This is a genomic window from Bosea sp. 124, from assembly GCF_003046175.1.
In the GTDB taxonomy this organism is placed as follows: domain Bacteria; phylum Pseudomonadota; class Alphaproteobacteria; order Rhizobiales; family Beijerinckiaceae; genus Allobosea.
The window spans coordinates 1,968,310-1,981,209 of sequence record NZ_PZZM01000001.1 but is presented as its reverse complement, the minus strand read 5'-3'; the positions used below and the strand labels follow the sequence as shown (position 1 = coordinate 1,981,209).

General features: G+C 68.1%; 11 protein-coding genes. 9 read left to right on the top strand and 2 right to left on the bottom strand.

From position 1 onward, the window contains the following. Nucleotides 1-170 precede the first annotated feature (170 nt). Complete coding sequence (locus tag C8D03_RS09250; protein ID WP_181300830.1) at nt 171-1,340, top strand: glycosyltransferase; 1,170 nt, start codon at nt 171-173, stop codon at nt 1,338-1,340. 18 nt (nt 1,341-1,358) lie between these two features. Here C8D03_RS09250 and C8D03_RS09245 read toward each other — a convergent pair whose 3' ends face one another. Next, nucleotides 1,359-2,477 carry an AbrB family transcriptional regulator gene (locus tag C8D03_RS09245; protein WP_108045996.1) on the bottom strand — a complete coding sequence of 373 codons (1,119 nt, stop codon included), beginning with the start codon at nt 2,475-2,477 and terminating at the stop codon, nt 1,359-1,361. A gap of 311 nt (nt 2,478-2,788) precedes the next feature. Between C8D03_RS09245 and C8D03_RS09240 the strand changes: the two genes are divergently transcribed. The 5 genes from C8D03_RS09240 (at nt 2,789) to C8D03_RS09220 (ending at nt 8,492) form a co-directional block, all read left to right on the top strand. After that, nucleotides 2,789-3,868 carry a DMT family transporter gene (locus tag C8D03_RS09240; RefSeq protein ID WP_181300828.1) on the top strand — a complete coding sequence of 360 codons (1,080 nt, stop codon included), beginning with the start codon at nt 2,789-2,791 and terminating at the stop codon, nt 3,866-3,868. 115 nt (nt 3,869-3,983) lie between these two features. Further along, complete coding sequence (locus C8D03_RS09235) at nt 3,984-5,027, top strand: GMP reductase (protein ID WP_108051434.1); 1,044 nt, start codon at nt 3,984-3,986, stop codon at nt 5,025-5,027. Between the two features lie 98 nt (nt 5,028-5,125). Beyond that, on the top strand, nt 5,126-6,157 hold the full coding sequence (locus tag C8D03_RS09230; RefSeq protein WP_465246434.1) for an amino acid ABC transporter substrate-binding protein: 1,032 nt from the start codon (nt 5,126-5,128) through the stop codon (nt 6,155-6,157). A 125-nt stretch (nt 6,158-6,282) separates the two neighbouring features. Beyond that, nucleotides 6,283-7,446: an amino acid ABC transporter permease gene (locus C8D03_RS09225; protein WP_108045994.1), complete on the top strand. Its 1,164-nt coding sequence runs from the start codon at nt 6,283-6,285 to the stop codon at nt 7,444-7,446. Nucleotides 7,447-7,451: 5 nt separating this feature from the next. After that, complete coding sequence (locus tag C8D03_RS09220) at nt 7,452-8,492, top strand: amino acid ABC transporter permease (RefSeq protein ID WP_146170125.1); 1,041 nt, start codon at nt 7,452-7,454, stop codon at nt 8,490-8,492. 85 nt (nt 8,493-8,577) lie between these two features. On the opposite strand, the gene C8D03_RS09215 is transcribed toward C8D03_RS09220, so the two are convergent. Further along, entirely contained in the window at nt 8,578-9,141 is a 564-nt protein-coding gene (locus C8D03_RS09215; RefSeq protein WP_108045992.1) for a GcrA family cell cycle regulator, read from the bottom strand. Between the two features lie 569 nt (nt 9,142-9,710). Between C8D03_RS09215 and C8D03_RS09210 the strand changes: the two genes are divergently transcribed. From C8D03_RS09210 to C8D03_RS09200, 3 genes are read left to right on the top strand one after another with little or no spacing between them, the layout of a single operon-like run. Then, entirely contained in the window at nt 9,711-10,931 is a 1,221-nt protein-coding gene (locus C8D03_RS09210) for an aspartate aminotransferase family protein (RefSeq protein WP_108045991.1), read from the top strand. 40 nt (nt 10,932-10,971) lie between these two features. Further along, entirely contained in the window at nt 10,972-11,892 is a 921-nt protein-coding gene (argF, locus tag C8D03_RS09205; protein ID WP_108045990.1) for an ornithine carbamoyltransferase, read from the top strand. Beyond that, entirely contained in the window at nt 11,892-12,899 is a 1,008-nt protein-coding gene (locus C8D03_RS09200; protein ID WP_108045989.1) for an Hsp33 family molecular chaperone, read from the top strand. Before argF ends, C8D03_RS09200 begins: the two co-directional genes overlap by 1 nt. Nucleotide 12,900 lies beyond the last annotated feature (1 nt).

Sequence of the window (12,900 nt, the reverse complement as noted above, 5' to 3'; positions counted from 1 at the left end):
CTTGGGCATGGCCGGCTTAAGGTTCCGTGATCGCAATGGCGCGATTGGCGGGGTCCTGGGCGACAATGCGGTGGTCATGGTCGCTTGTGGCGCTTGACCGGCGCCCTCGCGCGGGGCCTTGCTGCGCCGCACCGGCGTTCGCCGCCATCCTGCCGCCATGGGCTACTCTCTTGCGACTCGCCTTCCTCACCGCGCTCATTCCCGTCGCTCGGCCCGATACCGGTTTCGAGATCGCCAATGCCGCGATCCTCGATGCTCTGCGCGCCGCCGGCCACGAGGTCAAAGCCTTCGGCTTCACGCGCCCGGGCGAGGCTCCGGCCGATCCGGCGCGCGCTGTGGTGATCGCGGAGGCGGATATCGAGAATGCAGTCGTCACGCCCGGGCGCCGGTTGCGATGGATCGCGGAAGCCCTGCGCGGCGGCCTGCCTGTCGCCTGCGCCAAATTGCGCCTGGCGGGCGCCGGCCGTCTCGTCGAGGCGGTGCGGGCGAACGGGCCCTTCGACGCCATCGTGCTGAATTCGGTGATGCTGCCCGGTGCTTTCCCGGACTTGCTGACGCTCGGCCCTTGCGTCCTCGTCGAGCACAATATCGAGCACGCTTCGGCGCGGCAGAGTGCGCTTCATGCCGGAAACCCGCTGCTTCGCTGGCTTTTCACGCGCGAGGCGCGGCTTCTCGAACGGATCGAGCGGCGGCTGTGGCAGGCGGCGCGTTTCGTCTGGACCCTGGCCGAGGAGGATCGCGCGGCGCTGGGGCCGGACCTCGCCGCCCGGTCGGCCGTGCTGCCGCTGGCTTCGAGCGAGCGCGTGGCGGCACCGCCCGCAGCCGCCGAATCCGCCCCGGCCTATGACGTCGGCCTGATCGGGACCTGGACCTGGGCGCCGAATTTCATCGGACTCGACTGGTTCCTGCGCGAGGTCTGCCCGCTGCTGCCGCCGGACATCACGGTCGCGGTCGCCGGCCGCCTCCCGGCCGGCATGCCGCCCGCCCCGCCCCGCGTTACCCTGCTCGGGCGCGTGCGGGCCGCCGATGCGTTCCTGCGCTCCTGCCGGATCGTCGCCCTGTCGAGCCGGGCCGGAACGGGCGTCCAGCTCAAGACCATCGAGGCGCTGGAGCTCGGATTGCCGGCGGTGGCGACGACCGTTTCCTGCCGGGGTTTCACGGCGATGCCCGCCAATGTCACGCGCGCCGATACGGCGGAAGCCTTCGCGACGGAGCTGGCGGCACGGGTCGCGGCCATCCGCGCGGGTGACCGCCAGCGCGTCGATGGCGCAACTTTCATGGCGCTGCAGCGTCAGGCCCTCGCCGATGCGCTGGAGCGAGGGCTGGCGGCTGCGCGCTAGCGGGGAAGACCGCCAGCGTCACTCGTCCTGTTTGGTGTCGACCGCCGTGCGGCCGCCGATGATCCGCCCGAACAGCGGCCCGGCCGTGATCATCACCAGGAAGACGCGGATGATGTGGTGCGCTGCCACGAAGGCGACTTCGGTGTGCAGCGCCAGCGCGATCAGGCTCATCTCGGCGAGCCCGCCCGGCGAATAGGCCAGGATCAGCGGCACATGGCCATGGACCGAGACCTTCGCCACGACCCAGGCGAAGCCGAGCGTCAGCGAGAGCAGGATCACGGTGGAGCCGACCGAAAGCGCGAGCACGCCCAGGATGCTGCGCGGCGGCGTGCCGACGAAGCGGCAGCCGATGGTGATGCCGAGAACGAGCTGCGCCGCGTTGACGATCTCGAAGGGCGGCACGGAATCGCTCAGCCCCGAGACATGGACGATGGCGCTGACCAGCATCGGCCCGAGCAGGAACTTCGCCGGCAGCCGCAGCCAGTGGCCGACGACGATGCCGGCGATGCCGCAGGCGAGCAGGATCAGTTCGGCAAAGAGCGGCGTCTGCATCAACGAGGGGCCGGCGACGCGGTTGCCGCCGACCGGCACGCCACCGATCCACTGCACGATGAAGGGCAGCGTCATCACCACGAGCAGGATGCGGGCGGAATGGATGAGCGCGATGATGCGCGCATCGCCGCCCTTCTCCTCGCCGAGCGTGACCATTTCGAGCAGGCCGCCCGGCATGCCGGCGAAGAAGGCCGTGACCGGGTCGAAGCCGCCGACGCGGCGGAAATAGCCGACGCAGGCGACGGCGCAGGCGACCATGAACAGCACGAGGCCGATCATCGTCGGCAGCCAGTTCGGCAGTTGCGCCAGCACCTCGGGCTTGAAGCCGGCGCCGAGCATCACGCCGATCACCATCGTCATCGGCGGGCGGATGACCGGGGGCGCCGCGACGGGCCAGCGCAGCAATGCCGCCGCCGTGCAGAACACCATCGAACCCAGCATCCAGGGCAGCGGCAGCCGGGCCTGGACGAAAAGCCAGCCGCCGGTGCCGCCGAGCAGCAGCGCCAGCGCGAAGCGCCCATAGGGAAAACGCGCCGGGCCCAGTGCCCGCAGGCCCTCGACGAAATCGGAGAGAAGCGCCTTCATCCGGCGGCGCCGGCTCCGGAGCGGCCCGCCGGCACGGCACAGGGCGATGTTCCTGCAGGCGCGTGCCGGGGAGGGAAGGTCGTCATGCGGTCGATCCGGGCGTTGCGACGATGCGGCGCTCTCCTAGACCGCATGGCAGCCCTCGCAAAGCCCTGATGGGGCATGCCGCGCCTGCCCTCCCGGCGTATCGCGCCGGCACAACCCGGGCATGTCCGGCCGGCGCTGGCGGACGCGCCCGCTTTCGTCGATCAATCCATGACAGGGACGGAAACGGGCCAGGCCTCAAAGCCTCAGGCCGATGGTCGAGGTCGATGAGCGAAGAACGGCAGACCGGGCGGCAGGGCCGCGCGGCAGACGGGGACGGTTCGCCCGAGACAGAAGCGCCGTTGAGCATCATGGATTCCCCGGGCGAGACCCGGATCGCCCACCTGCCGACGCCGCCGGTCGATGGACTGGCCGCGGGGCCCGGAAGCCGGCTCGCGCAGGGTCGCCATCGCTTTCGGGCCTGGTGGGCGGGCGCGAGCCCCAATCTGCGCGGCTCGGTCTACATGCTCTCGGCGCTGCTGGTCTATGCGGTGATGGTCGGCGCCATCAAGCATGTCGGCGGCGTGCTGCCGCTGGTCCAGATTCTGCTGGTCCGCCAGATCATCATGAGCCTGGTCATCCTCGCCTTTTCAGCCGGCAGCTTCCGCCTGATGATGCGCACCACGCGGCCGGGCCTGCAGGTCTTCCGTGGTGCACTGACGCTGATCGCCATGCTCTGCGGCTTCACCGCGGTCATCAGGATTCCGCTGGCCCAGGCCACGGCCATCGGCTTCAGCCAGGTGCTCTTCGTCACCATCGCGGCCGTCCTCATCCTGAAGGAGGTCGTCGATGCCCGGCGCTGGGCCGCGACCCTGATCGGCTTCGTCGGCGTCCTCATCATGCTGCGGCCGACGAGCGAGGGGCTCGACATCTATGCGCTGCTCGCGGTCGGCGGCGCGCTGTTCAGTGCCGGCATCACCGTCAGCGTACGGATGCTGGCGGCGACCGAGCGCACGGACACCATCCTGATCTGGCAGGGCATCGTGTTGGTCGCGGCGCTCGCGGTTCCGGCCTGGCTCTGGTGGGTTCCGCCCGATCGCGAACAGTGGGTCTGGCTGATCGTGCTCAGCCTGTTCGGCACGGCCGGGCAATGGCTGATCACCCGCGCCTATCAGGTCGGCGAGGCGGCGGCGCTGGCCCCGCTCGATTTCAGCCGGCTGATCCTGGCGAGCTTCACCGGATTTGTCTTCTTCGCCGAGATTCCGGCGCTTTCGACCTGGATCGGGGCGGCGATCGTCATCGCGGCGACGCTCTACACCATCCGCAAGAATGCGCGACCCTTCCCGCGCGAGCCGGCCTCGGCCTGAGCCGCCGGCGCGGCCGGATTGCCCCGCGCGGCCGCCTGCGGTTATGAATCGGCGCACGCATCTCCTGGCGCCCCTTGGCCCGCGCGTGCTCGAAGCCAGCCGCGAAGGTCCGATCATGCGCATCGAGAACGACCCCAAGCTCGATTTCCGCGACGTGTTGATTCGCCCGAAGCGCTCGACGCTTGGCAGCCGCGCCGAGGTCGACGTCCATCGCTCCTTCCGCTTCGCCCATACCGGCAAGGACTGGACCGGCTTCCCGCTGATTGCGGCGAACATGGATGTTGTAGGCACCATGGCGATGGCGCGCGCCCTGCTGCGGCACGGCGCGATGGTGGCGCTGCACAAGCATTACGGCGCCGATGAGCTCGCCGCCTTCTTCCGCGAGCCGGGTTCCGCCAACGCTTTCTACTCGCTCGGCACGACGGAGGCCGATCACGACAAGCTGGCGCGCGTCCACGCGCAATCGCCGATCACGAAGATCTGCCTCGATGTCGCCAATGGCTATACCGAGAAATTCGTCGACACGGTCAAGGCGACGCGGGCGGACTTTCCCGACGCCACGATCATGGCGGGCAATGTCGTCACGGGCGACATGACCGAGGCATTGATTCTGGCCGGGGCCGATATCGTCAAGGTCGGCATCGGGCCGGGCTCGGTCTGCACCACGCGCAAGATGACCGGCGTCGGCTATCCGCAGCTCTCCGCCATCATCGAATGTGCCGATGCGGCGCATGGGCTGAAGGGGCTGGTCTGCGGCGATGGCGGCGTCACCGTGCCGGGCGACCTCGCCAAGGGCTATGGCGCCGGCGCCGATTTCATGATGCTCGGCGGCATGCTGGCCGGCCATGACGAATGCGAGGGCGACATCCGCTACGAGCAGCGCGATGGCGAGAAGATCCCCGTCGCAATGACCTTCTACGGCATGTCCTCCGAGACGGCGATGAAGCGCTATTCCGGCGGCGTCGCCAAATACCGCGCTTCCGAGGGCAAGACCGTCGAGGTGCCCTATCGCGGCTCGGTCGAGGGCACGATGCAGGAGCTGATGGGCGGCGTGCGCTCGGCCATGACCTATATCGGCGCGGTCCGCCTCAAGGAGATGCCCAAGCGCACCACCTTCATCATGGTCGGCAGCCAGCTCAACACCGTGTTCGGAAGCTGAAAGCGCGAGGTCGACCCCGCTACCGCTCGCGGCCCGTCTGTTGCATAGTCGCGCGCTCAATGCAGAAAGCCGCTGACGGCTTCGGGGAGACGACGATCATGACGATGAGATTTCTGGCGGTGACCGCCATCCTGGCCGCGAGCGCCTCCATGGCTGGCGCCCAGCAACTGGCTCCCAGCCCGACCCTCGACGCGATCAAGGCGCGCGGCAACATCGAATGCGGCGTGCATCTCGGCCTGCCGGGCTTCTCCTTCGCCGACGACAAGGGCGAATGGACCGGTCTCGACGTCGATTACTGCAAGGCACTGGCCGCCGCGGTGCTCGGCGACGCCAAGAAGGTCAAGTTCACGCCGACCTCGGTGCAGCAGCGCTGGCCGATCCTGCAATCGGGCCAGGTCGACCTGCTCTCGCGCAACTCGACCATCACCTTCTCGCGCAACGCCTCGCTCGGCCTGAACTTCCAGGGCATCAACTTCTACGAGGGCCAGACCTTCATCGTCCGCAAGGCCACCAACGCCAAGAGCGCGGCCGAACTCGACGGCGCCTCGGTCTGCGTCGCCGCGGGTTCGACCGAGGAGAAGAACGCCTCCGACTGGTTCCTGGAGCGCAACCTCAAGGTCACCATCACCAATTTCCAGAAGAACGACGACGCCATCGCCGCCTATGACGCCGGCCGCTGCGACGCCTACACCGCCGGCGTCGGCGCGCTCGCCGGCCAGCGCGCCAAGCTCAAGGTTCCCGGCGACCACATCATCCTGACCCAGCCGATCTCGAACGATCCGCAGGGGCCGGTGACGCGCTGGGGCGACGAGCGCTGGCAGTTGATCGTGCGCTGGGTGCTGAACGGCACGATCGCCGCCGAGATGCTGGGCGTGACCTCCGCCAATGTCGACCAGATGAAGGCCAGCTCCAAGAACTCGGAAGTTCGCCGTCTGCTCGGCGCGGAGGGCAATTTCGGCGCGACGATGGGCCTCTCGAACGACTGGATGTACAACGTCATCAAGCAGGTCGGGAACTACGGCGAGAGCTTCGAGCGCACGGTCGGCATGGGTTCGGGCCTGAAGCTCGAGCGCGGCCAGAACCAGCTCTGGACCAAGGGCGGCCTGCTCTTCACGCCGCCGTTCCAGTGAGAGCGGTTCGTCACGGCCGGGCTTGACCCGGCCATCTCGGAAACCAGCATTCGCGTCACGCGATTCTCGGGTTCGGGCGTTGCCCAGCCCGAGAATGACGCCGCGAAGCCAATGGCGTCGCCCCTGTGAGCAAAGCTCTCGCCCTCTTCAACGACAAGCGCGTCCGTGACGTGATCTATCAGGTCGCGCTCGTTGTCGGGCTCCTGGCGCTGACCGTGTTCTTCGTCCGCAATGCCTCGGAGAACATGGTCAAGGCCGGCATCGCCTCGGGCTTCGACTTCCTCTGGCGCAATTCGGGCATCGATGTGCCCTTCGTGCTGACCGACTACACCCGCGCCGGCACAATTCTTGATCTGTTCTGGGCCGGCGTCGCCAACACCATGCTGGTGACGGTGGTGGCGCTCGTTCTCGCCACGGGTCTCGGCTTCCTCGTCGGCATCGCCAGATTGTCCTCGCACTGGCTGCTCTCGACCATCGCCGGCGCCTATATCGAGTTCGTCCGCAACATCCCGCTGCTGTTCTTCGTGCTGTTCTGGTATTTCGGCGTCATCGCCGCCCTGCCGGCGCCACGCGACAGCGTCAGCGTCTTCGGCGTCGCCTTCCTCAACAACCGCGGCCTGACGATCCCGCTGCCGGATGCGCCCGCGAATTTCCGCTGGGCGGTCGCTGCGATCCTGCTGTCATGGCTGGCGCAATGGCTGGTCTCGCTCTGGGCCCGTCGCCGCAAGGACCGCACGGGGCAGGACGCGCCGATGCTCGCGATCGGGCTCGTCCTGATCGTGCTCGTCCCGGCGCTCGCTATTGCCTGGGCGAGCCTCGCGACGCGCTGGGACATCCCGGTGCTGCGCGGCTTCAACTATCGCGGCGGCTTCGTGGTCATCCCGGAGTTCGTCGCGCTGCTCGCCGCGCTCGTCACCTACACGGCCGGCTTCATCGCCGAGATCGTCCGCGGTGGCATCCAGGCGGTGCCGCATGGCCAGGTCGAAGCGGCCTCGGCGCTCGGCTTGAGACCCGTCCGCATCCTGCGCCTCGTCACCATCCCGCAGGCGCTGCGCGTGATGATCCCGCCGCTCACCAACCAGTACCTCAACGTGCTTAAGAACTCGTCCTTCGGCGCGGCCATCGCCTATCCTGATGTGGTCAGCCTGTTCATGGGCTCGGCGCTGAACAACACCGGCCAGGCCATCGAGATCATCGCGATGACGCTGGCCGTCTATCTCGTCATCGGCCTCGCGGTCTCCGCCTTCATGAACTGGTACAATGCCAGGATCGCGCTGGTGACTCGATGAGCGCGATGGCAACCCCCGTCTGGCGCCAGCGCCTGTTCGGCACACCGGCGACCGGCATCGTCACGGTCCTGCTCGCCCTTGTGCTGGCCTGGATCGCCGTCCCGATCATCCGCTGGGCGCTGATCGACGCGACCTGGCGCGGCACGACGCGGGCCGACTGCGCGGCGGGCGGCGCCTGCTGGGTCTTCGTCAAGGCGCGCTTCGGCCAGTTCATGTACGGGCTCTATCCGGGCGACCAGCGCTGGCGCGCCGATCTCGCCGGCCTCGCCTTCGTCCTCGGCACGGCCGCCGTCGTCTTCGCCCCCCCGCGGCTGCGGCTGAAGGCGGGCATTGCGGCGCTCATCATCCTGCCGCCGCTCGGCATCTGGCTGCTCGGCGGCGGTTTCGGCCTGCAGCCGATCGAGACGCGCGAATGGGGCGGGCTGATGCTGACCCTGTTCATATCGGTCTATGCCAGCCTGATCGCGATTCCGCTCGGCATCCTGCTGGCGCTCGGCCGGCAATCGGAGCTGCGTGTTGTCCGGCTGATCAGCGTGCTGTTCATCGAATTCTGGCGCGGTGTGCCGATCATCGCGGTGATCTTCCTCGCCTCGCTCCTGTTGCCACTGATCCTGCCCGGCGGCATCGGCATCGACCGTCTGGCGCGCGCCGTGATCGGGCTCGGCCTCGTCATCGCCGCCTATATGGCGGAAGCTGTGCGCGGCGGATTGCAGGCGCTGCCATCGGGCCAGCGTGAAGCGGCGACCGCGCTCGGCCTGACCTACTGGAAGGCGACCGGGCTGATCATCCTGCCCCAGGCGCTGCGCATCTCGCTGCCGGCGATGACCAATGAGTTCATCGCACTGGTGAAGAACACCACCCTCGTGCTGGTGGTCTCGATCCTCGATCTGCTCGGCATCGCCCAGGCCTCGCTGGCGGACCCGGCCTGGGTCGGCATGAGCATGGAGGCCTATGTCTTCTCGGGCTCGATCTACTGGCTGATCTGCTTCGCGCTTTCGCGCTGGAGCCGGTATCTGGAAACGCTCGGGCGCCGCCAGCATCGCTGATCGGAGGCTCGCGCGGAAGCCGGCTCCTCAACGAAAAAAGCCGGCCTCGCGGCCGGCTTTCTCATACTCGTTCAGGCTTGACGCCTCACCCGCGCGCCACCCGGCTGCGGTCGCGGCGGCGGTCCGCCGCCGGCTGGTAGGCGATGCGGGCGTGGTAGCTGCAATAAGGCATGCCGGTCTGGGAGCGGCCGCCGCAGAAGCGGAATTCCGGCGTCGTCGGATCGCCCATCGGCCAGCGGCACATATACTCGCGCAGGTCCATGATGGTGACGCGCTCGGAGAAGGGGATCACCACATCCTCGGACGGCATCGGCTCTTGCGCGGTCTCGGGCTCTGCCTCCGGCGCATATTGCGGGGCGAGCGCATTCGCGCCCCGCGTCATGCCGCCCTGGCTTGCGCCCTGGCCGCCCATCGGGTGGCTCGGCGAGCGCGTCGGCGCCTTGCGCGGGGTGCTGGCCGCCCGAGGGGTGCTGGCGGCCGCCGGGTTCTTGGCCCGCCCCGAAAGACCGAGGCGATGCACCTTGCCGATCACGGCGTTGCGCGTCACGCTGCCAAGTTCGGCCGCGATCTGGCTGGCGCTCAGACCGTCGCTCCAGAGCTTCTTCAAAAGCTCGACGCGCTCTTCCGTCCATGCTCCGGCTTCGTTCATCGGGCTCACCTGTCTTCTCCGGCCGGTTCCTGACGGAACTGGCCTATGGGCGGATCATGGCGGAAACCGATACCGGCGGCGTCCGTCGCTCAACGGAAGCCGTTACAGCCGAAACTGATGGTACAGGGGTCGCCGCACGAGATGTCGTATCTGACGAGGGCGACCATACAAGATGCCCTGACTCGGCCACAAGAGTCGGCGAATCGGAAATCGCTTTTTCCCCAGGCGATTCGTCAATCGCGCGTCAAGCGAATCCTTTCGGCAACACTGCCGCTGCGGCACGGATCACGCGGCGGCGCGCCGTGGAATTGACAGGAGCGCTGTCCTTTTGCATAGTTGTTCAACAACCTCCGCCGCCCTCTCGGGCGGCGCTTATGTTTTGAAGATCAGGGTCTTCCACGATGCGGATGACGGCGCGACGAGAAGTCGGAAGCTGGCTGCGACGATAACGTCGTCGCCGGGTCGCAATCGGCTGTGCAGCTAAGAGCCTGCCGCCGGCCCGCCCGGACCACTGTTTTCAGTCCAGCGCCAATCCGTTCTCATACCGCCCGTCGCGAGGATCGCATCCCATGGCCTCTGCTCCCGTTTCCGCTGCCACCTCCGTTTTGCTGCCGACCTATGCTCGCGCGCCCGTCGCCTTCGAGCGCGGCGAAGGCCCCTGGGCGATCACGGCCGATGGCGCGCGTTATCTCGATTTCGGTGCCGGCATCGCCGTCAATTCGCTCGGCCATGCCCATCCGCATCTGGTCGAGGCGCTGACGGCGCAGGCAGGCAGGATCTGGCATACCTCCAACCTCTATACGATGCCCGAGGGCGAGAAGCTGGCGCGCAGGCTCTGCGAGGCGACCTTCGCCGAGCGCGCCTTCTTCACCAATTCGGGCGCCGAGGCGAATGAGTGCGCCATCAAGATGGCGCGCAAGTATCACGCCGCGAAGGGCCATCCCGAGCGCTTCCGCATCATCACCTTCGAGGGCGCCTTCCACGGCCGCACGCTGGCCACGATCGCGGCCGGCGGCCAGCAGAAATACATCGAGGGCTTCGGCCCCAAGGTCGAGGGCTTCGACCAGGTGCCCTTCGACGACGAGGCGGCGCTGCGCGCGGCCATCGGTCCCGAGACCGCCGCGCTCATGGTCGAGCCGATCCAGGGCGAGGGCGGCCTCCGTTCGGCCCCGCCGCGCTTCCTGCGGCTGCTGCGCGACCTCTGCGACGAGCACGGTCTGCTGCTGATCTTCGACGAGATCCAGACCGGCGTCGGGCGCACCGGCAAGTTCTTCGCTTATGAACTGTCGGGCGTTGCGCCCGACATCATGTCCGTCGCCAAGGGCATCGGCGGCGGTTTCCCAATGGGTGTCTGCCTCGCCACCGAGGAGGCGGCCTCGGGCATGACGCTTGGCACGCACGGCACCACCTTCGGCGGCAACCCGCTCGCCATGGCCGTCGGCAATGCGGTGCTGGACGTCATTCTGGCGCCGGGCTTCATCGACCACGTCGCGCAGACCTCGCTGCGTCTGAAGCAGTCGCTGGCGGAGCTCAAGGACAAGCATCCCGAGGTGATCGCCGAGATCCGCGGCGAGGGCCTGATGCTTGGCCTCAAGCTGCACACGCCGAACACCGACTTCGTCGCCGAGGCCCGGGCCGCCGGGCTGCTGGTTGTCGCGGCCGGGGACAATGTCGTGCGCCTGCTGCCGCCGCTGATCATAGGCGATGCCGAGGTGGCGGACGCCGTCTCACGGCTCGACCGCGCGGCCGGAGCCGTCGAGGCGAGCTTGAAGCGGCCCGCCGCCGAATAACGCCTGAACCGTTCATTCCCGCGAAGCGAAGGAAGCGTCCGTGACGCGCCATTTCCTCGATCTCTCCGATTTCTCCGCCACCGAGCTGCGCGCGATTCTGCGCGCCGGCGAGGAGATCAAGTCGCGTCGCCGCACCCCGGATGCCGCCGCCGATCGCCTGCTCGAAGGCAAGGTCATCGCGATGATCTTCGAGCAGCCCTCGCTGCGCACCCGCGTCTCCTTCGATGTTGGCATCCGTGAACTCGGCGGCTCGCCGATGATGGTGACGGGCCAGGAGATCGAGCTCGGCGAGCGTGAGACCATCGCCGACACCGCCCGCGTGCTCTCGCGCTATGTCGATGCGATCATGATTCGCATGCTCGACCATGATTCCGTGGTCGAGATGGCGAAATACGCCACCGTGCCGGTGATCAATGGGCTGACCAAGCGCCAGCACCCTTGCCAGGTCATGGCCGACGTCATGACCTTCGAGGAGCGCAAGGGCTCGATCAAGGGCAAGCGCATCGCCTGGACCGGCGACACCAACAATGTCCTGACCTCCTGGGTCCACGCCGCCGGCCGGCTCGATTTCGAGCTCGCCATCGCGACGCCCGAGGAACTGGCGCCGCCGCCGGCGCTGCTCGACTGGGCCAAAAAGCAGGGCGCGAAACTGTCGCTGACCACCCGGCCCGAGGCCGCGGTCGAGGGCGCCGATTGCGTCATCACCGATTGCTGGGTCTCGATGGGCGACGAGGAGGGCACGCGCCACAACCTGCTGCGGCCCTATCAGGTCGACGAGCGCCTGCTCGGCCGCGCCGAGAAGGATGCGATCTTCATGCATTGCCTGCCGGCGAGCCGCGGCGAGGAGGTCACCGACGCGGTGATGGACGGGCCGCAATCGGCCGTGTTCGACGAGGCCGAGAACCGTCTGCACGCGCAGAAGGGCATTCTGGCCTGGTGCTTCGGCGGGGTAGCCGCCTGATGGCCGATTCCGACATCGGCGCGGCGACGGCCGCGCTTGACGACCGGGTCGTGCCCTTCACGGTGCCCGATCTCGACGTGCGTGGCCGTGTTGTGCGGCTCGGGGCCTCGATCGACACCATTCTCGCCCGCCATGGCTACCCGGAGGCCGTCGCGCGCGTGCTGGGGGAGGCTGCGGCGTTGACCGTGCTGCTCGGCACGGCGCTGAAATTCGAGGGCCGCTTCCAGCTCCAGACCAAGAGCGACGGGCCGATCTCGATGATGGTCGTCGATTTCAATGCGCCCGACGTCTATCGCGCCGTCGCCCATTTCGATGAGTCGGCGCTCGCCCGGGCTGTGGCCGAGGGCAAGGTCGGCACCGGCGATCTGCTCGGCGAAGGCCATCTCGCCATGACGGTCGACCAGGGCTCCGCCACGACGCGCTATCAGGGCGTGGTGGCCCTGGCCCGCCAGAGCCTTGAAGAGGCGGCGCATCAGTATTTCCGCCAGTCCGAGCAGATTCCGAGCCGGATTCGCCTCGGCGTCGGCTCGATCGTCACTGGCGAGGGCCGGCAATGGCGCGCCGGCGGCCTGCTCGTGCAGTTCATGCCGCATTCGGTGGATCGCCTGCGCGCCGCCGATCTCCACCCCGGCGATGCACCGGAAGGCCACGAGATTCTGACCAGCGCGGACCCGGACGGCATCGCTGACGATGCCTGGGCCGAGGCGCGCTCGCTGGTCGAGACGGTCGAGGATCACGAGCTGCTCGACCCGCTGCTGGAAAGCGAACGCCTGCTCTACCGGCTGTTCCATGAGCGCGGCGCGCGCGTCTTCGAGCCGGTGCTGGTGCATGAGGACTGTCGCTGCTCGCGCGAGCGCGTGCTTGGCATGCTGCGCGGGTTCTCGGCCGAGGATCGGAAGGCGATGGTCGCCGATGACGGCACGCTGGCGATCACCTGCGAGTTCTGCTCGCGGCGCTATGTCTTTGAGGCGACCGAGGTCGAGGATGGCCTGTCCACCGGGGCCTGAC

Bases quoted from the DNA above. Each gene is read 5' to 3' on its own strand.
- C8D03_RS09200 (WP_108045989.1), top strand. From the start codon at position 11,892: ATGGCCGATTCCGACATCGGCGCGGCGACGGCCGCGCTTGACGACCGG.
- C8D03_RS09230 (WP_465246434.1), top strand. From the start codon at position 5,126: ATGACGATGAGATTTCTGGCGGTGACCGCCATCCTGGCCGCGAGCGCC.
- C8D03_RS09210 (WP_108045991.1), top strand. From the start codon at position 9,711: ATGGCCTCTGCTCCCGTTTCCGCTGCCACCTCCGTTTTGCTGCCGACC.
- C8D03_RS09245 (WP_108045996.1), bottom strand. From the start codon at position 2,477: ATGAAGGCGCTTCTCTCCGATTTCGTCGAGGGCCTGCGGGCACTGGGC.
- C8D03_RS09220 (WP_146170125.1), top strand. From the start codon at position 7,452: ATGGCAACCCCCGTCTGGCGCCAGCGCCTGTTCGGCACACCGGCGACC.
- C8D03_RS09240 (WP_181300828.1), top strand. From the start codon at position 2,789: ATGAGCGAAGAACGGCAGACCGGGCGGCAGGGCCGCGCGGCAGACGGG.
- C8D03_RS09215 (WP_108045992.1), bottom strand. From the start codon at position 9,141: ATGAACGAAGCCGGAGCATGGACGGAAGAGCGCGTCGAGCTTTTGAAG.
- C8D03_RS09235 (WP_108051434.1), top strand. From the start codon at position 3,984: ATGCGCATCGAGAACGACCCCAAGCTCGATTTCCGCGACGTGTTGATT.